At 64.7% G+C, this 21,217-nt stretch carries 23 protein-coding genes and 1 pseudogene; 4 read left to right on the top strand and 20 right to left on the bottom strand.

The annotated features are described in order from the left end of the window. Window positions 1-13: 13 nt before the first annotated feature. The 18 genes from VF194_RS15090 to VF194_RS15005 form a co-directional block, all read right to left on the bottom strand. Window positions 14-574 (bottom strand): dTDP-4-dehydrorhamnose 3,5-epimerase family protein, encoded by a 561-nt coding sequence (locus VF194_RS15090; protein ID WP_330892011.1) that lies wholly within the window; start codon window positions 572-574, stop codon window positions 14-16. 96 nt (window positions 575-670) lie between these two features. Then, window positions 671-1,519, bottom strand: a complete 849-nt coding sequence (locus VF194_RS15085) for a sugar phosphate isomerase/epimerase (protein ID WP_330892010.1) — start codon at window positions 1,517-1,519, stop codon at window positions 671-673. Further along, a complete protein-coding gene (locus tag VF194_RS15080) occupies window positions 1,516-2,691 on the bottom strand; it encodes a dihydrodipicolinate synthase family protein (RefSeq protein ID WP_330892009.1) in 1,176 nt (391 codons plus the stop codon). Before VF194_RS15080 ends, VF194_RS15085 begins: the two co-directional genes overlap by 4 nt. Window position 2,692: 1 nt before the next feature. Then, the gene (locus tag VF194_RS15075) at window positions 2,693-3,838 is read right to left on the bottom strand and encodes a Gfo/Idh/MocA family oxidoreductase (protein WP_330892008.1); all 1,146 of its coding nucleotides are present in this window, start codon (window positions 3,836-3,838) and stop codon (window positions 2,693-2,695) included. Then, window positions 3,835-5,217, bottom strand: a complete 1,383-nt coding sequence (locus VF194_RS15070; protein WP_330892007.1) for a hypothetical protein — start codon at window positions 5,215-5,217, stop codon at window positions 3,835-3,837. Before VF194_RS15070 ends, VF194_RS15075 begins: the two co-directional genes overlap by 4 nt. 7 nt (window positions 5,218-5,224) lie before the next feature. Further along, window positions 5,225-6,016, bottom strand: a complete 792-nt coding sequence (locus VF194_RS15065; protein ID WP_330892006.1) for an ABC transporter ATP-binding protein — start codon at window positions 6,014-6,016, stop codon at window positions 5,225-5,227. Window positions 6,017-6,067: 51 nt separating this feature from the next. After that, entirely contained in the window at window positions 6,068-7,057 is a 990-nt protein-coding gene (locus tag VF194_RS15060; protein WP_330892005.1) for an ABC transporter substrate-binding protein, read from the bottom strand. 32 nt (window positions 7,058-7,089) lie between these two features. After that, window positions 7,090-7,860 carry an ABC transporter permease gene (locus VF194_RS15055; protein WP_330892004.1) on the bottom strand — a complete coding sequence of 257 codons (771 nt, stop codon included), beginning with the start codon at window positions 7,858-7,860 and terminating at the stop codon, window positions 7,090-7,092. Between the two features lie 169 nt (window positions 7,861-8,029). Further along, complete coding sequence (locus VF194_RS15050; RefSeq protein WP_330892003.1) at window positions 8,030-8,728, bottom strand: TetR/AcrR family transcriptional regulator; 699 nt, start codon at window positions 8,726-8,728, stop codon at window positions 8,030-8,032. A gap of 80 nt (window positions 8,729-8,808) precedes the next feature. Continuing rightward, window positions 8,809-9,576 (bottom strand): 5-oxoprolinase subunit PxpA, encoded by a 768-nt coding sequence (locus VF194_RS15045; RefSeq protein WP_330892002.1) that lies wholly within the window; start codon window positions 9,574-9,576, stop codon window positions 8,809-8,811. Then, window positions 9,573-10,631: a biotin-dependent carboxyltransferase family protein gene (locus tag VF194_RS15040; protein WP_330892001.1), complete on the bottom strand. Its 1,059-nt coding sequence runs from the start codon at window positions 10,629-10,631 to the stop codon at window positions 9,573-9,575. The genes VF194_RS15045 and VF194_RS15040 overlap by 4 nt, the downstream gene beginning before the upstream one ends. Then, complete coding sequence (gene pxpB / locus VF194_RS15035) at window positions 10,628-11,356, bottom strand: 5-oxoprolinase subunit PxpB (RefSeq protein ID WP_330892000.1); 729 nt, start codon at window positions 11,354-11,356, stop codon at window positions 10,628-10,630. The genes VF194_RS15040 and pxpB overlap by 4 nt, the downstream gene beginning before the upstream one ends. A gap of 24 nt (window positions 11,357-11,380) precedes the next feature. Next, window positions 11,381-12,061, bottom strand: coding sequence for a DUF2848 domain-containing protein (locus tag VF194_RS15030; RefSeq protein WP_330891999.1), 681 nt, complete (start codon window positions 12,059-12,061; stop codon window positions 11,381-11,383). Between the two features lie 17 nt (window positions 12,062-12,078). Next, on the bottom strand, window positions 12,079-13,362 hold the full coding sequence (locus VF194_RS15025; protein ID WP_330891998.1) for a TRAP transporter large permease: 1,284 nt from the start codon (window positions 13,360-13,362) through the stop codon (window positions 12,079-12,081). A gap of 1 nt (window position 13,363) precedes the next feature. Further along, complete coding sequence (locus tag VF194_RS15020) at window positions 13,364-13,966, bottom strand: TRAP transporter small permease (RefSeq protein WP_330891997.1); 603 nt, start codon at window positions 13,964-13,966, stop codon at window positions 13,364-13,366. 69 nt (window positions 13,967-14,035) lie between these two features. Then, a complete protein-coding gene (locus VF194_RS15015) occupies window positions 14,036-15,094 on the bottom strand; it encodes a TRAP transporter substrate-binding protein (RefSeq protein ID WP_330891996.1) in 1,059 nt (352 codons plus the stop codon). 26 nt (window positions 15,095-15,120) lie between these two features. After that, on the bottom strand, window positions 15,121-15,933 hold the full coding sequence (locus tag VF194_RS15010; RefSeq protein WP_330891995.1) for a putative hydro-lyase: 813 nt from the start codon (window positions 15,931-15,933) through the stop codon (window positions 15,121-15,123). Window positions 15,934-16,077: 144 nt separating this feature from the next. Continuing rightward, window positions 16,078-16,329, bottom strand: a complete 252-nt coding sequence (locus VF194_RS15005; RefSeq protein WP_330891994.1) for a DUF6356 family protein — start codon at window positions 16,327-16,329, stop codon at window positions 16,078-16,080. Between the two features lie 116 nt (window positions 16,330-16,445). Here VF194_RS15005 and VF194_RS15000 point away from each other — a divergent pair, with 116 nt between their 5' ends. Then, entirely contained in the window at window positions 16,446-16,925 is a 480-nt protein-coding gene (locus VF194_RS15000) for an Lrp/AsnC family transcriptional regulator (RefSeq protein ID WP_330891993.1), read from the top strand. Between the two features lie 19 nt (window positions 16,926-16,944). Here VF194_RS15000 and VF194_RS14995 read toward each other — a convergent pair whose 3' ends face one another. Beyond that, window positions 16,945-17,862: a LysR family transcriptional regulator gene (locus VF194_RS14995; protein WP_330891992.1), complete on the bottom strand. Its 918-nt coding sequence runs from the start codon at window positions 17,860-17,862 to the stop codon at window positions 16,945-16,947. Window positions 17,863-18,007: 145 nt separating this feature from the next. Here VF194_RS14995 and VF194_RS14990 point away from each other — a divergent pair, with 145 nt between their 5' ends. From VF194_RS14990 to VF194_RS14980, 3 genes are read left to right on the top strand one after another with little or no spacing between them, the layout of a single operon-like run. Next, a complete protein-coding gene (locus tag VF194_RS14990; protein ID WP_330891991.1) occupies window positions 18,008-18,916 on the top strand; it encodes a MurR/RpiR family transcriptional regulator in 909 nt (302 codons plus the stop codon). Beyond that, window positions 18,913-20,247: an aspartate aminotransferase family protein gene (locus VF194_RS14985; protein ID WP_330891990.1), complete on the top strand. Its 1,335-nt coding sequence runs from the start codon at window positions 18,913-18,915 to the stop codon at window positions 20,245-20,247. The genes VF194_RS14990 and VF194_RS14985 overlap by 4 nt, the downstream gene beginning before the upstream one ends. Then, window positions 20,247-21,083 (top strand): 3-keto-5-aminohexanoate cleavage protein, encoded by an 837-nt coding sequence (locus VF194_RS14980; RefSeq protein ID WP_330891989.1) that lies wholly within the window; start codon window positions 20,247-20,249, stop codon window positions 21,081-21,083. The genes VF194_RS14985 and VF194_RS14980 overlap by 1 nt, the downstream gene beginning before the upstream one ends. A 9-nt stretch (window positions 21,084-21,092) precedes the next feature. On the opposite strand, the pseudogene VF194_RS14975 reads toward VF194_RS14980, so the two are convergent. Further along, window positions 21,093-21,217, bottom strand: a pseudogene (locus tag VF194_RS14975) (IS5/IS1182 family transposase); the annotation flags it as partial.

The raw sequence follows: 21,217 nt of genomic DNA, 5'->3' as shown, positions 1-21,217 counted from the left end.
GGCGCGGCCCTTTTCAGTCGAGCAGATCGGTCTGATCGGCCAGCATCGGCTGATCGATGTCTTCCACCGATATGATGGCATCCGCTGCCCTGATCGGCCAGGCGATCTTGAGCGCCGGATCGCGCCAGTTGATGCCGCGAGCCAGCGCGGGATCGTCCGGCGCGGATGCCTTGATCAGCACCTCCGTCGCCGGCTCAAGGCTGCACCAGCCAAGCGCGAAGCCGGCCATGGCATAGAGCTGGCTGCTGTTCATGTACGACAACTCTATGCTGCCGGCCCGCCCGAAGGTGGACGAATTGCGGCGCACGTCGACCGCCGCGGCGAATATGCTCCCACGCAGGACCCGAAGTATGCGAGCCTGGCTGCGCGGCGGCAGTTGATAATGCAGGCCGAAGACCGTGCCGGTCTTGTCGGCATAGACGATGCTGTCGCGGACGAACCGGTCGTGGATGCCCGCCGCGCCCAGTTCCGCCTCATCGGCAACCGTCAGATACCATCCGCGCTGATCCATGAAGACGATGGGGCGCAGATGAAGCAGGCCTGGGACGGCAAGGGGCTCGGATTGCAGCAGCATGGCGGACCGGAAGTTGACGGCCCATCATCGGAGGGGCCGCCGTCCCGGTCAAGCAACTGGTCGGGCTGCTGGACCGGCGGCCTGGAGCGGATGCCGCTAAACGACGCTCCTATGCCGCTCGATACAGGTGCGCAGAACTTCGTCCGGATCGCGCCGCCACCAGTTATTGGCCGACATGATCTCGACTTCGCAGAAGCCGCGATAGCCGGCGTCCTCCACCATCCCTCGGATCGCCGGAATATCGATCACGCCATCTCCCATCATGCCGCGATCCAGCAGCAGGTCCGAGGTCGGCACCAGCCAGTCGCAGATATGGAAGGCCAGCACGCGACTGCCGGCGCGGGCGATCTGGCGCGCCAGATCCGGGTCCCACCAGACATGATAGACATCGACGGCGACGCCGAGATGGCCGTCCCCCGCCTTGCTGCCGAGCGCGTCGCAGATATCGAGCGCCTGGGCCAACGTGTTCACGCAGGCGCGGTCGGCCGCATATATCGGATGCAGCGGCTCGATGGCAAGCGGCACCTTGGCGGCCCGGGCATGTTCCAGCACGGCGGCGATGCCGTCCTGCACCTGTTGCCGGGCGCCGGCGAGATCCTTCGAGCCCTGCGGCATGCCGCCGACCACCAGCACCAGGCATTGCGCATTTAAGGCGGCCGCGTCGTCTATGGCGCGCTTGTTATCCTCGATGGCGGCCCGGCGTCCGGCGGCATCCGCGGCCGGGAACATGCCGCCGCGGCACAGCCCGGTCACCGTCAGCCTGGCCTCGCGGATATGCCTGGCCGCATTGGCGGTGCCGTATTCCGCCAGCTTGTCGCGCCAGGGCGAGATGCCCCGAATGCCATGACGGGCGCAACCTTCGATGCATTGCGCCAGCGACCATTGCTCGCGCACGGTCGCTGTGTTCAGGGACAGCGGCCCTGGTGTCGTGCCAGGCCTGCTCACACCGCCACTCCATGCACGGCCATGACGGCTTTCATGCGTGCGGCGGCACGGTCGGGATCGCTGAGGAGTCCCGCTGCATCGGCCAGCCGGAACAGCTCGGCCAGATGCAACGCCGAGCGCGCGCTTTCCTGGCCGCCGACCATGGTGAAGTGATCCTGGTGGCCGTTCAGATAGGCCATGAAGACGACGCCGGTCTTGTAGAAGCGGGTCGGCGCCTTGAAGATATGGCGCGACAGCGGCACGGTCGGCGCCAGAATTTCGTGAAACGTCTTCGCATCGCCGCCGGTCAGCGCGCCCAGCGCCGCCGAAGCAGCCGGGGCGATGGCGTCGAAAATCCCGAGCAAGGCATGAGAATAGCCTTGCTCGTCGCCGGCGATCAGTTCGGCATAGTTGAAGTCGTCCCCGGTATACATGCGCACGCCCCCGGCCCCGTTCTTGGGCAACCGGCGGCGCATGACGATCTCCTTATCCTTATCCAGCAGCGAGATCTTGATGCCGTCGACCTTGTCGGCATTGGCGGCGATCACGTCGAGGCAGACTTCCATCGCCTGCATGTGCTCGCCCTTGCCCCAATAGCCGGCCAGCGCGGGATCGAACATCTCGCCCAGCCAATGCAGGATCACCGGCTGCTTCACCTGGGACAGGATGCGGCCATAGACCTTGGCGTAATCCTCGGGCGACCTGGCGCAGGCCGTCAGCGCCCGGCTGGCCATCAGGATGATGCGGCCGCCAAGTTTCTCGATCGCGCCGCATTGCTCCTCATAAGCCGCGATCACCTTGTCGATGGTTACATCCGGACCTGGCGGCAGATGATCGGTGCCGGCGCCCGAGAAGACCACGGCGCCGGGCGTCTCCCTGGCCGCAGCGATCGAGCGGCGGATCAGCTCGAGCGCATCCTTCCAGTCCAATCCCATGCCGCGCTGGGCGGTATCCATCGCCTCCGCCACGCCGAAGCCGAGCGACCAGAGATGCTGGCGGAACGCGATCGTGCGCTCCCAGTCGATCGCCGGCGCCAGCCAGGGATCATTATCGGCCAGCGGATCGGCCACCACATGCGCCGCCGCGAAGGCGATGCGATTGAAAGGCGGCTTCGCCGCCGGGAAAGCCTTGGGAACCTTGAGGGTATGGGGCGCCAGTTTGCCGGGCGCCGACGGCAACTGCAATGTGGTCATGTCATGCCTTCAATTCCGGCAGGTCGATCCAGCGGCGCTCCTGCCAGCTCTTCAGCCCGGCTTCGGCGAGCTGCACGCCCTTGGCGCCTTCCAGCAAAGTCCATTTGAACGGCTCGTCATCGACCACATGGCGGATGAACATCTCCCACTGGGCACGGAAACCGTTCGGATAGGCGGTGTTGTCCGGCACCTCCTGCCAGGTATCGAAGAAGTTGATGCTCTGCGGCAGGTCGGGATTCCAGACCGGCTTGGGCGTCGCGGCGCGCGGCTGGATGAAGCATTTGTGCAAGCCGGCCACGGCCGAGCCCAGCGTACCGTCGACATGGAAGGTGACGAGATCGTCGCGACGCACGCGGGTGACCCAGGAGGAATTGATCTGCGCGATTACGCCATTGGCCAGTTCGAACGTGGCGTAGGCGGCGTCGTCGGCATCGGCCTTATACGGCTTGTCCTGCTCGTCCCAGCGCTGCGGGATGTGCGTCGCGCCCAGGCAGGAAACGCTTTTCACCTCGCCGAACAGGTTGTCCAGCACGTAGCGCCAGTGGCAGAGCATGTCAAGGATGATGCCGCCGCCGTCCTTCAGGCGATAATTCCAGCTCGGGCGCTGCGCCGGCTGCCAATCGCCCTCGAACACCCAATAGCCGAACTCGCCGCGCACGGAGAGCATCTTGCCGAAGAAGCCGCTGTCGATCAGCATCTTCATTTTGCGCAGGCCCGGCAGGAACAGCTTGTCCTGCACGACGCCGTTCTTCACGCCATATTGCTTGGCCGCCTGGACGAGCTCCATGGCGACATCCAGCGTTTCCGAGATCGGCTTCTCGCAATAGATATGCTTGCCGGCTGCCATCGCCTTCTTGAGCAGCTCGGCCCGCATCTGCGTGGTCGTGGCATCGAAGAAAACCGTGTCGTCCCTGTTCTTCAGCGCCGCATCGAGATCATCGGTGAAACGCTCGACGCCATGCTGCTGGGCCAGACGGGCGAGCTTGTCCCGATTGCGGCCGACCAGGATCGGATCGGGCATCACGCGGCTGCCATCCTTGAGCAGGACGCCGCCATCCTTGCGGATGGCGCAGATCGAGCGGATCAGATGCTGGTTCATGCCCATGCGGCCGGTCACGCCATTCATGATGATGCCGAGGCGCTTCATGACGATACATACTCCTTCTGGGGAAACTGCGCGGCCGAGCCGAGCTTGGGAAGAATGGCCGAGGCGAAACCCGGCGCCTTGAGCGAGGCGATGTCGATGGCGCCGTCGCGTATCTTGAGGCGGATCTGGCCATCCCGTCGTTCATAGAGATCGGCATGCGCGGCCAGAAAGGCGGCGGATTCGTCCTCCGGCGCCCCGGCAAAGCCGTCGACGTAATGATGTCCGTTGCGCTCGACATGGGCGATGCCGAGAAAAGCCACCAAGGCACTGTCCTGCTGCAGCGCCAGGCCGGCCTGGCAGGTCAGGTCCTCGGCCGCGATGAAGACGTCGCGGCCGGCCTGCGCGGCCCGGGCGCCGTTCAGCAGCGACTTGTAGAAGCCCTTGCAGGATTTCGACGATACGCCGCTATAGCCGAGTTCGCGCGCGGCCGGGAAGGCGTCGTAGCCGCCGTCGGCTTCGTCGATGATGAAGGCCCAGCGCGTGCCGAGCACGCCGAGCGACTGGCGGTGCGTCATTTCACGCGGCAGCGGCTGCTCGATATACAGCAACCGCGCCGGAAATGCCGCCAGGGCAGCATTGTTTTCCAGCCCATTGCATAGAGCCGCCAGTGCCGCCGGATCGGCATATTGCTCGTTGGCGTCGAGCGTAGCGCGATAATCGACGCCCAGCTCGGCCAGCGCCATGGCGATAACGCCAAGGCGCGCGAGATCGGCATCGACCGCGCCGCTGAGCTTGATCTTGAAGAAGCGGCAGCCGGTGGCGGCATGAATCTCGGCCAAGCCGCCCTTGCCCCGCAGCGGATCGGCCATGCCGATCGTGTGCCGGATGGCCAGGCGGTCCAGCGGCTGGCGGCTGGCCAGGAACCGCTCAATCGTTGCATCGTTCAAATCCGGCGTCAGCCGCGCGTCGAGCCCCATGAGGTTCTGCGCGAAGCCGGCATAGACGTCCAGACGCGTCAGCCGCAGCAGCGCATCAAGGATGGCCTTGTCGATCTCCGCGGGGCCGAAGGCTGCAGCCAGGGCCGGCATGCCCTCGGTTCGTCCGCGCGCCATCTGCTCACCGATGCGGTCGGCATGCAGGCCGAAAGCGGTATCCGGGCGCCGTCCAGCGCGATAGAGCTCCGCTGCGATCTCGAGGGCGCGGCGCAATTCGCCCACCGTCTGTGCCGGCGACAGCGCCGGATTCTTGTCGAACCATTTCGGCACCATCAGTTCGGCGCTCATGCCGGTGCTGCGGCCAAGGCCGTCGACTTCGATGACGGCTTCGACGAAGACCTGGCTGGCCTCCTCGACGGTTACGGCGCCGAAGCGGAATGGCTTGCGGAAGCGGATGAAGCGCTCATGCAGATTCAGATCGCAAACCTTGAGCCGCGGAGCCATGGCTGAATCAGTCGAGACCGGGGCCGGAATGGAAATGGCTCCGGATCTTCTGGGTCAATTCGACAAAAAGCGGATCGCCCATCACGTCGAGCGAACGCGGGCGCGGCAGCGGCACGTCGTAGATGGCGGCAATCGCGCCGGGCCGCTCGGTCATCACCAGCACGCGGTCGGCCAGGAAAACGGCTTCCGGGATCGAATGGGTGATCAGCAGCACCGTCTTGCGCGTCTCGCGCTGGATGCGCTGCAACTCGACATTCATCTTCTCGCGCGTCATGGCGTCCAGCGCGCCGAACGGCTCGTCCATCAGGACGATCTTGGGATCATGCACCAGGGCGCGGCAGATCGAGGCGCGCTGCTGCATGCCGCCGGAAAGCTGCCAGGGATATTTGCGCTCGAAACCTTCGAGGCCGACCATCTTGAGCAGATCGCACGCCCGCTGCTCATATTCGTCCTTGGGCAGGCCCTTGATGCGCACCGGCATCATCACGTTCTCGAATACGCGCTTCCACGGCAGCAGCAGCGCGCTCTGGAACACGATTCCCACGCCGCTATGCGGCTTGGAAATGGCCTTGCCGTCGACGCGGATTTCGCCCTCCGTCGGCGGCATCAGGCCGGCAATCATTTTCAGCAGGGTCGACTTGCCGCAGCCCGAGGGACCGACGACGACGAGGAATTCGCCTTCGTTGATCCCGAAATCGAGCGGCCGCAACGAGGGAACGTCGCCGTCCTGGGTCCGGTAGGTCTTCGAGACATGGTCGATCTCGATGATCGGCCGGCTTCCGGCACTGGCTTCAGACACGATACGCAGATCCGGGCGCAGGGCTGGCTTTACCATGACGGCGACGCTTTCTTACTTCGGCAGATAGTCGTTGGTGTAGAAGGCCTTCGGATTCTGCTTGGCCTTGGCGTCGAGCCCGCCATATTCGACCATCAGATTCACCGTTTCCGTCATATTCTGATCGGAGACGCGGAACGGCCGGTTCGGCTTGCCGCTCGGATCGCGATAGAGCGGGATCGTCAGCTCGAAGCCTTCGGTCAGCGTCTCCTTCTTGCCGCCCTTCGGATTGGCCTTGAGGATCGCATCGGCGGCCGCGGACGGATCCTTCACTGCTTCCTCGATCGCCTTGGTGCTGGCGGCCATGAAGCGGCGCACCATGTCCGGATTGCCCTTCAGGGTCGCGGTATTGACGATGATGCCGGAGCTGACCAGGTTGACGCCGTAATCGGAGAACTTGATCGGATAGACGTATTTGCCGGTGGCATCCTTGATCTTCATGCTCTGGTCCATCACATAGCCCAGCAGCAGATCGGCCTGGCCGTTGATGACGGCATTCAGCTTGGTGGTCGCGTCACCCGACACGGTCTTGAAATCGCTTTCCTTCAAGCCGGTCTTCTTCAGGAAGAGCGGCCAGATCTGCGACATCGAATCGCCCGGCGTGGTGGCAACCGTCTTGCCCTTGATGTCGGCCGGCTTGCGGATGTTCTTTTCGGCAAAGCCCATCGCCGACATCGGGCTGGTCTGCAAAGCGACGCCGATCGCGACTACCGGCGCACCCTTGACGGTGGCGCGCATCATGGTCGGCACGTCGACATAGCCGAAGGTGGCGGTCTTGGCGGCCACGGCCTGCGTGGTCACCGCCGAGCCGCGGCCTTCCTGGATTTCGAGGTCGATGCCCTGCTCGGCATAGAAGCCCTTCTCCTTGCCGTAGTAGAACGGCGCATGCTCGCCATAGACATACCAGTTGAGCATCAGCGTCGCCTTGTCGGCGGCAGAGGCCGGCGCGGCGGCGGCACCGGCGATTAGCACGGCGCCAAGGCCGGCAACGAGTGAACGCTTCATGGATTTCCTCCGTTGGTTTTCTTCCGCTTGCGTTAACTTCCGATCACGAGGTTCTGGCGCTGGCTGGCATGCCAGGGGATGATCAGCCGCTCGATCACATCGATGATCCAGAACAGCACCACGCCGATGAAGGCGAGCACGACGAGCGCCGCAAACATCGTCGGCAACTCGAAATTGCCGATCGAACGCTGCAGCACGAAACCGAGGCCGGAATTGGAGCCGACGAATTCACCGACCACCGCCCCGACCACGGCGAGCGTGATCGAAACCTTCAGGCCGGCAAAAATCGCCGGCGTGGCATGCGGCAGGCTGACCCAGCGGAAGATCTGCAGCCGGTTCGCCTCCATGGCGCGCGCCATGTCCATCATGTCCGGCTCGACCGACTTGAAGCCCTGCACCGCCGAGACGACCACCGGGAAGAAACCCAGCATGAAGGCCGAGAGCACCTTGGGCAGCATGTCGAAGCCGAACCAGACCACGAAGAGCGGCGCGATCGCGATCTTGGGCACCGATTGCGAGAAGACGAGCAGCGGATAGACATAGGACTCCACCGTGCGCGAGCCGGCGATCAGCATCGATACCGGAATGCCGAAGGCGATCGAGAGCAGGAAGCCCCAGACCGTCGCCATGGTGGTCGGCCAGGATTCGGCCAGCAGGCGCGGCGCGTCCTGCCAAAGGGTGATGATGACATCCTTCGGTGCGGGAATCTGATAGGCTGGAATGCCGAAAACGCGGATCGACAGATCCCACAGCACAACCAGCAGCACGAGGAAGATCAGCGGCCGCAACCAGCGCGCCTGCAATAAAGCCTTTATCCCGCCAGACTTCGCCTCTTCTCGCATCCCGTTCCTCCGGCAGCCCAAATCCCGATCTCAACCCGATCCGGCCACCCGACTTTTTAACCCGTTGGTTAAATTCTAGGGACGAGCCTGCAACCGGGTCAAGGCCCTAAACGAAATTCGGCGTAATTTGTCAGCGCGATTTCAGCTTGCCGATCCGCCCCTTCGGCGCCGCGGCAACATGATCCGGCCCCGCATGCAAGGCGGTCAGCACAAGATCCGTCATATGGGCCAGCCGCACGGCCTTTGCCCTCTCGTCAAGCAGATCGCGGCCGAAAATCACGCTCAGCGTGGCGTGATTCGAGATGTAGAAGTAAGCCAGGCTGGCAATCGATATATAGAGCTGCACCGGATCGATGCCGGGCCGGAAATCGCCGCTTTTTTCACCGCGGCGCAGCACATGCCCGATCAGCGCCACGAAAGGCGAATGCATTTCCTTCACCCTGCCCGACCGCTTCAGATACTGGGCATTGTGCAGGTTCTCGGTATTCAGCAGGGCCAAAAATTCCGGGTGATCCAGGAAATATTGCCAGGTGAATCGGATCAGCGTGGCGATCGCGTCGGCTGGCCGCTGCTCTTCCAGATTGAGTTCGCGTTCGGCGGCGCGGATATGCGCGTAGGCCCCTTCCAGGACCTCGAGATAGAGGTCCTCCTTGTTGCCGACATGGTAGTAGATCATCCGCTTGTTGGCGCCGGCCTGCTTGGCGATGCGGTCGATGCGGGCGCCGCTGAGGCCATGGCGGGCGAATTCCGCCGTCGCGGCCGCAAGGATGCGCTGGCGCATGCCTTCGGGATCGCGCTGCCAGCCGGTCGGGGTCTTTCGTTTCGCCACGGAACTCTCGGTCTCGCCAGGAAGGCCCCTGTTATCGGGCCTTGCGGGGCGTATCGCAAGCGTCGGACGAATGCGAGGCTCTAGGCAAGCATCTCCGGCAGGGTGACGACCTTCACCCCCGCCTTTTCCAGCCCGGCGCGGATATGGCGCGCCATCGAGACGGCACCGGCGCTGTCGCCATGCACGCAGATCGAATCGACCGCGCAGGGAATTTTCTTGCCGTTCACCGAGACGATGGCGCGTTCCTGCACCATGCGCAGCACATTGGCGAGGGCCTGGTCGTTGTCATGCACCATGGCGTTCGGCTGGCCGCGCGGCACCAGATTGCCTTCATCGTCGTAATTACGGTCGGCGAAGACCTCCTGCGCGACCGGCAGGTTGGCCTTGGCGGCGGCTTCGACCATGGCCGAGCCGGCCGGTGCCAGGAAGATCAAGTCCTTGGAAACGCCGGCAATGCCGCGCGCCAGCGCCGCCGCCAGGTCCTTGTCGGTCGCCGCCTTGTTGTTGATGGCGCCATGCGGCTTCACATGGGTGACCGTGCCGCCTTTGGTCGCCGCCACGCCGATCAGTGCGCCGATCTGATAGGCCATCAGCGCCTCGACCTCCTTGTTGCTCATGGTCATCGGCCGCCGGCCGAAACCCTGCAGGTCGGGATAGGAAGGATGCGCGCCGATCGACACGCCGTTCTTGATGGCTTCCGCCACGGTATTCTGCATCACCACCCAGTCGCCGCCATGGAAGCCGCAGGCGATATTGGCGGAAGCGACGACAGCCAGCATCGCCGCGTCATCGCCCATCGTCCAGGCGCCGTAGCTTTCGCCCAGGTCGCTGTTCAGGTTCACTTTCATCGCCAGGCTCCCGTCTTGGCATCGACCATGCCGCTGATCAGATTCTCCGTATATAGCGCACTGTGGTCCAGAGCGAATTCCGGCTGCGCCGGCCGGATGCCGGCAATCAGGGCGGCGATCGCCTTTTCCTGCGCGCGGCGGACGGCTTCCGCCTCGGCCACGCCGACCGCCTGGAACGTAATCGCATCGCCGGGCCTGAGCTGCCCGACCCGCGGCAGGTCGGCGGAGATCACGGTGGCGATCTTGGTGTAGCCGCCGGTGGTCTGCCGGTCCGCCATCAGGATGATCGGCTTGCCGTTGCCGGGCACCTGGATCGAGCCGGTGACCAGGCCTTCCGAGGCGATATCGGCGCCGTTCGTATGTTCGATCACCGGGCCGTCCAGACGCAAACCCATGCGGTCGGCTTCCTTGGTCACCATGTAACTGCCCGCGAGGAAGGTCTCGATGCCCCGTGCCGTGAAGCGGTCCTCCTGCGGCCCGAGCACGACACGCACCGGACCCGAGCCGTAAACGGCCTTCGCATCGTCCGCCAGTTCCAGCTCGTCGCCATTTGGCGCCTGTGAAAGCGCCAGCGGCAGCCTGTCGCCGGCCTTGAGCGCCCGGCCTTCGAAACCGCCCAGGCCGGCACGCGTATAGGTCGACAGGCTGTCGAGGAAGGGGGCGATCGCCAGGCCGCCGGCGATCGCGAGATAGCCGATGCTGCCCTCCTCGATGCTGCCGACCTGCAGCCGGTCGCCGCGCTTCAATGTGATTGAACGCCAGGGCTTCAAGCCGCGCGGCTCCCCGCCGCCGGCCGGCTGCAGAACCAGCTTGGCGCTGCCGCAAAAAGCGACGCGCACGCTCTCCGCGGCGACGCTCAAGGTCGGGCCGAGATAGCCGATTTCCAAAGCCGCCGTACCCTCGGCATTGCCGGCCAGGGCATTGGCCAGCCGGAGCGCGATGCCGTCCATGGCGCCGGCCACCGGCATACCCTGCTCCTGATAGCCATAGCGGCCGCGATCCTGCACCGAGGTCGTCAGGCCCGGCGCGATCACCTCGAAGCAGCCGCCGCTCATGATCTCACCTTTAGGGCCGGATAGTCGAAGCGCCCGGCTTCCACTTCGGCGACCATGGCGGCGTAGTCTTCCGCCGAGATCGGTGCGAAGGTGACCTCATCGCCGGCCGCGAGCAGGATCGGCTCGGGCCGCGCCGTCTCGAACAGCTTCAGCGGCGTGCGGCCGATCAGATGCCAGCCGCCGGGGCTTTCCCAAGGGTAGATCGTCGTCATCGATTCCGCGATGGCAACCGAGCCCGGCGGCACCTTCAGGCGCGGCGCCGAGCGGCGCGGCAGATGCAGGGCCTGGTCAAGGCCTCCCATATAGGCCAGGCCCGGCATGAAGCCGAGCATATAAACGAAAAAGCGTCCGGCCGTATGCCGCGCGATCACTTCGTCGGTCGAGAGATTGCAGCGTTCGGCGACCTCGGCCAGATCGGGCGCCAGATCGGGATCGTAGCAGACCGGCAGGCGCCACAGCCGCCCGGCCCGCTCCGCGGCCTGCAGGTCCGGCAGCATGGCGCGCACCTGGCTTTCCAGCTCGGCACGCGTCGCCCGTAGCGGATCGTATTGGACCAGCAGCGCCCGAAAGGAGGGGATGGTTTCGATTACCCCCGGCAGATCCGCCTCCTTAAGGGCGGCGTGCAGCGCCATGACCTTGGCGTTCACGGCACGGTCGATGCCGTCGCCGAATTCGATGCTGAATCCGGTGTCGCCGAACGAGCGGATTTGCGGATAGGCCGTCATGCTGTCTGCATAAAACAGCGCCGCCTATGCCACAACCGGCAAAGCCTCGATATCGTAAGCGTGACCGAGCTTGCGGCCCAGAACGGGGTCTTCCAGCTCCATCTCGAAACGCGCCGCCGGCCGGATGCCGCCGATGGCGCCGAGCGTTCCGCCGAACATCAGGCTGCCGGGCGGCAGCGAGGGCTGGTTGCTGTAGCGGGTCATCAGATCGTCCGGACTGCGCAGACCCGAAACCGCACCTTCCTGATACAGGCTGCGCCTGCCGTCGATCACTGCCCAGGAGCGCAGGATCAGGCTGTCCCAATGCGGCGCCACCTCGTCGTACCGCCACAGCCCGGTGCCGACCACCTTGGCGCAAAGCTGCTTCGACAAGGCCACCCCGGCGGCTTCCGCCTTGCGGTCGGTATGGTCCGAGCCCAGCGTCACCCAGAGGCCATCGGCCAGCGAGACGATGACCGGCTCGATCTCGCCCGAGGTGTCGGGACCCAGCACCTGCAGCCTCGTCGTCTGGCTGAGCTGGCCAGTGCCGATCCGATAGAACAGCGGCACGCTGCTCGGCCGTTTCACGCCGATGGCGGCCAGTTCCTCGATATGATGCTCGATGGCCTGCATGTCGCGGCCTGCCCAGCCGGCGACGATCAGGGTGTCGATCTCGACCGCGATGCGATCGCGGCGGTCTTGCCAGATGCGTTCGAAGGTAAGCACGGATCTATCCTTACTAATCAGCCGAATGCCGTCGGCAGCCAGAGTACGATACCGGGAAAGATCGCCAGCAAGGCAATGAGTGCGATCATCGCCAGCACGAAGGGCACCGAGCCGGCGATCACGTCGTTGAGCGTGCCGGTGGTGCGCAGCGACTGCACGACGAAAAGGTTGAGGCCGACCGGCGGCGTGATCAGCGCCATCTCGATCAGGATGATCAGGATGATGCCGAACCAGATCGGATCGAAACCGAGCCCGAACATCACCGGAGCGACGATCGGAATCGTCGTGATCATCATCGACAGCGTCTCCATGAAGCAGCCGAGGATCAGGTAGAAGACCACGATGGCGATCAGCATCTCGAATTTCGACAGCCCGAGGCCGGCGATGTAGTCGGTGATCATGGTGGTGAGCCCGATCGCCGAGATGACGAAGTTCAGGAAATAGGCGGCGATGATAATCAGCATCACCATGGCCGTGGTGCGCATGGTATTTTCCAGGACTTCCTTCAGCATGGCGAGCGATAGCCGGCGATAGGCGACGGCCAGTCCCAGGGCCGCCACCACGCCGAGCGAGGCGGCTTCGGTGGGCGTCGCCAAGCCGGCATAGATCGAGCCGACGACAACAAGGAAAATGCCGAGCGGCGGGACCAGATCGACCAGGCTGCGCAGCCGCTCGCCCCAATTGGCCGACAGCGGCCTGCCGCCCCAGCCGGGCCGGACGATGCAGAAGACGGCGACGATCGCCATGAACAGCAGTGCCAGGCCGAGACCGGGAATGATGCCGGCGAGATACAGCTTCGGAATCGAGGTATCGGTCAGCACCGCATAGATGATCATGTTGATCGACGGTGGAATCAGGATCCCGAGGGTGCCGCCGGCCGAGAGCGTGCCGAGGAACAGCCGCTCGTTGTAGCCGTGCTTCTTGACCAGCGGCAAAGCGACCGTGCCGACGGTGGCCGCAGTGGCGACCGAGGAGCCCGAGGTGGCGGCGAAGATCGCGCAGGCGCCGATATTGGAATGCATCAGGCCGCCGGGAATCCAGGACAGCCATTTGACCATGGCGTCATACATCCGCTCGGCCACGCCGGCGCGCAACAGAATCTCGCCGAGCAGAATGAACATCGGGATCGAGACGAGCAGGAAATCCTTCGACGACGACCAGGCCACCTCGCCCATGGCGAGCGTCAGCGGCATCTTGGAATAGATCTTGTCCAGCAGCAGGCCGAGCGTGCCCAGGGCGCCGGCCACCGGCAGCGCCGCCGCCAGCAGGGCAATCAGGAGAATGAGCGAGGTTGCGAGCATCTTACTGGTCCAGAGGCTTGAGGCTGGCGGTATGGGAGGCTTCGTCGGCGGCGTCCTCCTCGATGGTGCGGGCGCCGGCGAGGCTGCGCACGGTGGGAAGGTCGCCGCTCAGAAGCGCCAGCAGGGCGCGCAGCAGCAGTGGTACCAGGGTAAAGATGAACAGGCCGAAGCCGATCAGCCACAGGCTTTGCGGAATCCACAGCGGCGTCTGCAGCGGCGTGGTGGCATGGGCATCGAAGGCCAGCGAGGTGTTCAGCACCGACCAGGCCTGCCAGGTCAGGATCCCGAGGAAGAGCGCCAGCGACAGCAGCGCCACGATGTCGAGCACGGCGCAGAGTGCGGCCGGCAGCCGGGCGTAAAGCGCATCGACGCGCACATTGGCGCGGCGCAGCAGCGTGAAGCCGAGCGCCCAGGCGGTGCCGATGGCGAAAGCGTAGCCGGACAGCTCGTCCGAGCCGCCCATGGTGACGAGGAAAATCTTGCGCATAAGCACGTCGACCGAGACCAGAAAGGCCGAGGCCAGCACAAGCGCGCCGCCGAACCAGATGGCATAGCGGGAGAGTCGGTCGGCAAGGCCGAGCCAGCGGTCGAGCAGCAGGATCATGGAATTCAGTCTAGCAGAAAGCGGCGGGGCCCGGCACAAAACCGGAGCCCCGCCCAGTCACAGGGAGGATTACTTGGCGGCGGCGGTCAGGCCGACCACCTTGCCGATGCTGTTGTTGAAGCTTGCGACGCAGTCGCCCTGGCAGCGCGCTGCCCATTTCGGCAGCACGGTGTCGGTCAGCGCCTTCTTCAGCAGCGCCTTGTCCGCGTCCGAAACCGGCACGATGGTCATATGCGCCTTGGTGCCCATGGTGCAGTCGGCCTTGCCGGCATTGCACTCATAGCCCTGCTGGGTCTCCTCGGCGGCCGCCTTCCAGATGCGGTCCTCCAGGCCGGCGATCTCCTTCTGCAGGAAGTCGCGCACCTTCGGGTCCAGCCGCTCCCAGGTCTTCAGGTTGACGGCATGCATGACGTGGCTCCAACCGAGCGGCAGCGCATAGATATGCGTCGCCACTTCATACCACTTGGCCGAGTTGCCCGAGAGCGTGCCGGTGATGGCGCAGTCGACCACCTTGTTCTGCAGCGCCGGAACGACTTCGTTGAACGCCAGCGTCACGCCGGTGCCGCCGAAGGCCTCGACGAATTCGGCCAGCGTGCGGTTGCCGGTACGCACCTTCTTGCCCTTCAGGTCAGCCAGGCCCTTGATCTCGCCGTTGCAGAACAGCACCTGGGCCGAATACGGCCAGATACCCAGCACCTTGATGCCGAAACGCTCGCCGTAGAACTTGTCCAGCACCGGCTTGTAGGCATCAGAGACCTTGCGGGCGGTGGCGACGTCGGGCGACAGGCCGGCGAGATCGACCGCTTCGTTGCGGGCGTCGTCGGCGGCGACATAGCCGAGCACCGTGGAGCCGAAATCGATCACGCCCAGGCGCATCAGACGGAAAATCTCGGCGCCCTTCAGGCCCATTTCGTTGAACGGCGTGATCTCGGCCGAGATCGCGCCTTTCGACTTCTCCTCGATTTCCTTGGTCCAGAACGGCTGCTCGAAATTTTTGTACTGGGTCAGGTTGCCCCAGGCGCCGACCACCTTCAGCTTGGTCTTCGGCATGTCCTGCGCGAAGCTGCTGCCGGCGATGCCGACCGCGAGCGCTCCCGCCAATGCGAGCAGCTTGAACGTTTTCATCATCTCTTCCCCTCTTCGTTGATGAGATTTTAAAGTATTGCCAGACGACTGTTCTTAAGGTCGGTGACCAGCATGTAACCCGGGGCATGGGTGATCGAGAATTCCGGCCTCACCGCCGCGATCACCGATTGCGGCGTCACGCCGCACGCCCAGAAGACCGGGATTTCATCCGCCTTCACCTCGACCGCATCGCCGTAATCGGGTTTCATGACGTCCTTGATTCCGATCACTTCCGGCTTGGCCAGATGCAGCGGCGCGCCATGCACGGACGGAAAGCGCGAAGTAATCTGCACCGCGCGGATGGCATCGGCCGGCTTCAGCGGGCGCATCGAGACCACGACGGGCCCATGAAACGGACCGGCCGGCGTGGTCGGGATGTTGGTGCGATACATCGGCACATTGGTGCCACAGGAAATATGCCGCAGCTCGATGCCGTCCTCGATCAGCGCCTCCTCGAACGAAAACGAGCAGCCGATCACGAAGGCAACCAGATCGTCGCGCCACAGCGCCTTCAGGTCGGGCACCTCGGCGACCAACTCGCCGTTCCTCCAGACGCGATAGAGCGGAATGTCGGTGCGGATATCGATACCCTCGCCCAAGGCCGGCAAGCGCGGATCGCCCGGCTCGCTGGCCGCCAGCAGCGGACAGGGCTTCGGATTGTAATGGCAGAAACGAAAGAAATCGTCGGCCAGCGCCTTCGGGAGGATGGCGAGATTGCCTTGCACATATCCGGGCGCGATACCCGCGGTCGGACCGCGATGCTCGCCGCGGCGCACGGCAAGGCGCGCCTCGCGGCCGGTGGCATAGATCCGGTTGCCCTGCTGCGTGGCAACAGCATTCATGAACGCCCACTCCCCGTATCGTGACGACCGGGTCATCGCAACATGATCGGCGCGGGTCTGTCCAATCGTGAGTTCGGATGGATGGCGATAAGGATTTCTTATCGGTACGCTATCCGAGCAATACGCTTCGGCAGAGGCAACGCCTCATTCCGCCGGCTCGGCCAGCGGTCGTTTGGATGGGCCGGACTGGGCCTGCCGGTGCAGGACCATGTCGTCATGCAGACGGCTGATGATGGTGCTGCCGGTGCGTGTGAACAGTCCCGGGATGGCCGCATGGACCAGGCAGGCCAGGCTTGCGAGCAGCATCCGCCCGGAAAAGCTGAGCGCCATTGCGGCATGCTGCCCGTAGCTCTCGCCGACGCTACGCGGATGATCGGTAAACAGGCGTGCCAGCATGGAAAACTCCGTCCAATCGGGTTTTCCGCAGAGTATTGCGACCCCTTAAAGCATTTTTCCCAAATTATTGACGATTATATGCTAAAGATGAGGAAATTTTCTCATGCCAAGGCCTCATGCCCGAATTCGACCGCACCGATCTGCGCATCCTGGCGGCACTGCAGGAGGATGCCAGCCTCTCGCTCAATGACCTGGCCGGGAGCGTCAATCTTTCGACCAATGCCTGCTGGCGACGGGTGAAGCGGCTGGAGGAAGCCGGCGTCATCCGCAAGCGGGTCGCGCTGCTCGATCCGCAGGCGGTCGGCTGCGGTGTGACCGTCTTCGTCGCCGTGCGCACCAGTCAGCATACCCATGACTGGCTGGACGCCTTCGCCAAGGCGGTGCGCAGGATTCCGGAGGTGGTCGAGTTCTATCGCATGAGCGGCGATCTCGATTACCTGCTGAAGATCCTGGTCGCCGACATCGCCCATTACGACCGGGTCTACAAGCGGCTGATCAAGGAGATCAGCCTGACCGATGTCTCGGCCAGCTTCGCCATGGAGCAGATCAAGTACACCACGGCGGTGCCGCTGCCCGACAAGGCGACGCTGTCCTGACCCGCCGCCGGCCCCGGCTTCAACGCCGGGGGCGGGCGCGCCGTTTGCTTTCGGCCTCCGCCAGCTCGCGGGCGATCGCGGTCACCGCCTCCGCAAGATAGCTGTCCGGCTTCATCGGATAGCAGGCATGGAAGTTCAAGTCCGGCAGGCTCTGCTCGGCCTGAACCACGCGCAGGCGCTTTTCCGCCAGTTCGCGGCCGATCACCACCGGCGGAATCGCACTGATCCCGATGCCGTCCAGGGTCATGCGGACGATGGTACTGAGCGAAGCATTGCCATACATGCGCAGCGGCGGAAAATCGGCATGCGTCATCATCTCGCGGACCGTGGAATAGGGTCTGGTGTTGCGCGGATAGGTGATGATCGGCCAGCGCGCCAGCGTGGTCAGCGGCACCGGATCGGCGCCCAGATCGAGATCGGGGCTCGCCACCCAGGCCAGGGGATAGCTGGAAAGCGCCACATTCTTCATGCGCGGCTCGCTGATCGGCCCGAGCACGAAACCAATATCGAGCTGATGCGCCAGCAGCCGCTCGCGCAGCACCGGGGTGATATCGACTTCGATCTCCAGGGTCAGGGCCGGGTAGACCGCGTGCATGCGCTCGATCAGCCTGGCGAGCCAGGTATGCACGATGGTCTCGGCCACGCCGAGGCGCACCACGCCGCGCATCGCCTTCTTCTCACCGGCCGCCTGCATCATATCGGCGCGCAACTGCACCATGCGTTCGGCGTAACCGAGCAGTTCGCGGCCCTTGGGGGTGAGGCTGATGCCACGCGGTTCGCGTTCGAACAGCTTCACCCCCAGCTCGTTTTCCAATTGCGCGATGCGCTGCGAAACGGCCGGCTGGGTGGTGTTGAGCTTGTCGGCGGCGGCGCGGAAGCCGCCGAGATGGGCGACCCAGACGAAAGTCTCGAGATTGCGCAGATCGGCCACAGTCATCCCTAATAGCAGGCGGCGAGTTAACGATAAACTCTTCTTATCGCCGCGGCCGGCAAAGAGAAAGATTTGGAACGTTTGTTTCATTGTCAGCAGAAACCGAATCACTTGTTGCAAGGCCGTGTGATCGGGCATAGGATCGGCCGCCATGAACCGGGACGCGCTTGCCGACCGCATTGCCGACGCCTTCGACGACCTGCCGCCGCAACTGCAGGCCGCCGCCCGTTTCGCGCTGGATCATCCCGATGATGTCGCGCTGCTGTCGATGCGCGAACAGGCCCGCCGGGCCGGAGTGCCGCCGGTCACCATGACCCGGCTGGCGCGCCAGCTCGGCTTCAGCGATTTCCAGGCCTTCCGCGACCTGCATGCCCGCGCCCTGCGCAAGCCGGCAACGCAGGCCGCCGCCGAATACAGCACCCGCGCCGACCGGCTGCAGCACCGCCAGCAGCAAAGCGGCGATGCCGGGCTGGCCGCCCAGATCGGCTGGACCATGGCCGAGCAGATCGCCGATGCCCATGACGATGCCGGCATCGCCGGCATGATCGCCGCCGCCAAGCTGATCGAGAAGGCGCGCCGGGTCTATTTCCTGGGCCTGCGCTCCAGCCATGCCGCCGCCTTCCATGCCCAGTACATCTACAGCCTGTTCCGCGATAACGGCCACCTGCTGGACGGCGCCGGCGATACCGGCGTCGACGGCCTGCGCCAGGCCAGCCGGGAGGATGTCCTGCTGGTCGTCAGCCTGCCGCCTTATGCCACCGCTACGGTGGAGGCGGTCAATTATGCTATCGCCCGCGGCGTTTCCATCGTGGCAATCACCGATAGCCGGGTCGCGCCGGTTGCCAAGGCGGCCAGGCAATGCCTGCTGGTGCCGACCGAGACGCCGTCCTTCTTCCGCGCCGGCACGCCAGCCTTCGCCGTCGCCGAAACCCTGGTGGCGCTGATCGCCGCCCGCGGCGGCGACAAGGCGCTCGCCGCCATCCGCAATGCCGAGATGCAACTCGGCGCCCTCGCCACGTATTGGACTCCCCAGCCCCGTCGCAAAAGGTCGACATCATGAGCACGCATATCCTGCACCGCCAGATCAACCACACCTACCCCGTCGCCGTCGGCGGCAAGGGCGTCTATATCGAGGATGCCCAGGGCAAGCGCTATCTCGATGCTTCCGGCGGCGCCGCGGTGAGCTGCCTGGGCCATGGCCATCCGGATATCATCCGCGCCATGCATGAGCAGGCCGACAAGCTGGCCTATGCCCATACCAGTTTCTTCACCACCGAACCGGCCGAGAAGCTGGCCGACCGGCTGGTGGCGACGGCGCCCGCCGGCATCAGCCATGTCTATTACGTCTCCGGCGGCTCGGAAGCCATCGAGGCGGCGCTGAAGATGGCGCGGCAATATCATGTCGAACGCGGCGAGCCGCAGCGGCGACATTTCATCGCGCGCCGCCAGAGTTATCACGGCAACACGCTGGGCGCGCTCAGTGTCGGCGGCAATGAATGGCGGCGCCAGCAATTCGCGCCGCTGCTGATCGGCGCGCATCACATCGCGCCCTGCTTCGAATACCGCGAGCGCCGCCCGGAGGAGACCCAGGACGCTTACGCCCGGCGCGCCGCGAACGAACTGGAAGCCAAGATCCTCGAACTCGGCCAGGACAGCGTGATCGCCTTCGTGGCAGAGACCGTGGTTGGCGCCACCGCCGGCGCGGTCACCGCCGCTCCCGGCTATTTCAAGCGCATCCGCGAAATCTGCGACAAATACGGCGTGCTGCTGATCCTCGACGAGGTGATGTGCGGCATGGGCCGCACCGGCACGCTGCATGCCTGCGAACAGGAAGGCATCGCTCCCGATATCATGGCGATCGCCAAGGGCCTCGGCGGCGGCTATCAGCCGATCGGCGCCGTGCTGCTGCAGCAGAATATCTTCGACGCCTTCAAGACCGGCAGCGGTTTCTTCCAGCATGGCCATACCTATCTGGGCCATCCGATGGCCTGCGCCGCAGCCCTGGCCGTGCAGCAGGTGATCGAGCGCGACAAGTTGCTCGACAACGTGAAAGCCATGGGCTTGCATCTCCACGACCGCCTGACCGAGCGTTTCGGCAACCACCGCCATGTCGGCGATATCCGCGGCCGCGGCCTGTTCCAGGCGATCGAGCTGGTAAAGGACCGCGCCGACAAGTCCGTTTTCGACCCGGCCAGGAAATTGAATGTCAGGATCAAGGCGGAGGCGATGGCGCGCGGCCTGATGGTTTATCCGATGGGCGGCACCATCGACGGCAAGAATGGCGACCACGTGCTGCTGGCGCCGCCCTTCATCTGCCGGAAGGAGGATATCGACGCCATCGTCGAACGCCTGGGCGATGCGGTCGATGCCGCGATCAAGGCGGTTGCCTGATGCAGTCCGGAAACACCATCCCCGCCATCCTCGCGGTGGCCCCGAACGGCGCCCGCAAGCAGAAGACCGATCACCCGGCGGTGCCGCTGACCGCGGCTGAACTTGCCCGCTGCGCCGCCGACTGCGCTGCCGCCGGCGTGGCCATGATCCACCTGCATGTGCGCCGGGCCGATGGCCGCCATTCGCTCGATCCCGATCTGTATCGTGACGCGATCGCCGCCGTGCGGCGCGAAGCGGGCGAGCGGCTGATCATCCAGGCGACCTCGGAGGCCGCCGGCATCTATAACCGCCATGAGCAGATGGCGGCGATACGCGCATTGCTGCCCGAAGCCTGTTCGCTGGCGATCCGCGAGATCGTGCCGGATACCGAAGCCGAGCCCGCTGCCGCCGCCTTCCTCGCCGAACTCTACAGGGCCGGGGTGATGATGCAGTACATCCTCTATTCCGATGAGGATCTGCACCGTTTCCACGAACTCAAGACACGCGGCATCGTTCCCGGCGACCGGCATTCGGTATTGTTCGTGCTGGGGCGCTATACCGCCGGCCAGCGTTCCGAGCCGGCCGATCTGCTGCCTTTCCTGAATGACTGGAGCAGCGCGGACGGCATCTTTTCGGTCTGCGCGTTCGGGCCGAAGGAATCGGCCTGCGCGCTGACGGCGCTGGCGCTGAACGGTCATGCCCGCATCGGCTTCGAGAACAACCTCTCCCTCGCCGATGGCAGCACCGCGCCCGACAATGCCGCGCTGGTGCGGCAGACGGCGGCAGCCGCAAGCCTCATGGGCCGCAGCATCGCCTCGGCCGATGCCGCCCGCGAGATACTGGCAAAGCTGCGCTAGGGTGTGTCGTCAATTGTATGAGAGGATGGCGGCGGCGAGCTTTGTGGCTGCTGCGAAATGGTCGGCTCGTTTGTCGTAGCGGGTGGCGATGGCTCGGAACTGCTTGAGGCGGCAGAAGAAGCGCTCGATGCGGT

Origin of the sequence: Ferrovibrio sp. (assembly GCF_036381655.1) — a bacterium.
Classification (GTDB): domain Bacteria; phylum Pseudomonadota; class Alphaproteobacteria; order Ferrovibrionales; family Ferrovibrionaceae; genus Ferrovibrio.
Note: the sequence above shows the minus strand (reverse complement) of the source record. Positions and strands in the feature narration are given on the sequence as shown.

Bases quoted from the DNA above. Each gene is read 5' to 3' on its own strand.
- VF194_RS15045 (WP_330892002.1), bottom strand. From the start codon at position 9,576: ATGAAAGTGAACCTGAACAGCGACCTGGGCGAAAGCTACGGCGCCTGG.
- VF194_RS15000 (WP_330891993.1), top strand. From the start codon at position 16,446: ATGCCCGAATTCGACCGCACCGATCTGCGCATCCTGGCGGCACTGCAG.
- pxpB (WP_330892000.1), bottom strand. From the start codon at position 11,356: ATGACGGCCTATCCGCAAATCCGCTCGTTCGGCGACACCGGATTCAGC.
- VF194_RS15075 (WP_330892008.1), bottom strand. From the start codon at position 3,838: ATGAAGCGCCTCGGCATCATCATGAATGGCGTGACCGGCCGCATGGGC.
- VF194_RS14990 (WP_330891991.1), top strand. From the start codon at position 18,008: ATGAACCGGGACGCGCTTGCCGACCGCATTGCCGACGCCTTCGACGAC.
- VF194_RS14995 (WP_330891992.1), bottom strand. From the start codon at position 17,862: ATGACTGTGGCCGATCTGCGCAATCTCGAGACTTTCGTCTGGGTCGCC.
- VF194_RS15010 (WP_330891995.1), bottom strand. From the start codon at position 15,933: ATGAATGCTGTTGCCACGCAGCAGGGCAACCGGATCTATGCCACCGGC.
- VF194_RS15025 (WP_330891998.1), bottom strand. From the start codon at position 13,362: ATGCTCGCAACCTCGCTCATTCTCCTGATTGCCCTGCTGGCGGCGGCG.
- VF194_RS15020 (WP_330891997.1), bottom strand. From the start codon at position 13,966: ATGATCCTGCTGCTCGACCGCTGGCTCGGCCTTGCCGACCGACTCTCC.
- VF194_RS15080 (WP_330892009.1), bottom strand. From the start codon at position 2,691: ATGACCACATTGCAGTTGCCGTCGGCGCCCGGCAAACTGGCGCCCCAT.
- VF194_RS15005 (WP_330891994.1), bottom strand. From the start codon at position 16,329: ATGCTGGCACGCCTGTTTACCGATCATCCGCGTAGCGTCGGCGAGAGC.
- VF194_RS15060 (WP_330892005.1), bottom strand. From the start codon at position 7,057: ATGAAGCGTTCACTCGTTGCCGGCCTTGGCGCCGTGCTAATCGCCGGT.
- VF194_RS14980 (WP_330891989.1), top strand. From the start codon at position 20,247: ATGCAGTCCGGAAACACCATCCCCGCCATCCTCGCGGTGGCCCCGAAC.
- VF194_RS14985 (WP_330891990.1), top strand. From the start codon at position 18,913: ATGAGCACGCATATCCTGCACCGCCAGATCAACCACACCTACCCCGTC.
- VF194_RS15070 (WP_330892007.1), bottom strand. From the start codon at position 5,217: ATGGCTCCGCGGCTCAAGGTTTGCGATCTGAATCTGCATGAGCGCTTC.
- VF194_RS15015 (WP_330891996.1), bottom strand. From the start codon at position 15,094: ATGATGAAAACGTTCAAGCTGCTCGCATTGGCGGGAGCGCTCGCGGTC.
- VF194_RS15090 (WP_330892011.1), bottom strand. From the start codon at position 574: ATGCTGCTGCAATCCGAGCCCCTTGCCGTCCCAGGCCTGCTTCATCTG.
- VF194_RS15040 (WP_330892001.1), bottom strand. From the start codon at position 10,631: ATGAGCGGCGGCTGCTTCGAGGTGATCGCGCCGGGCCTGACGACCTCG.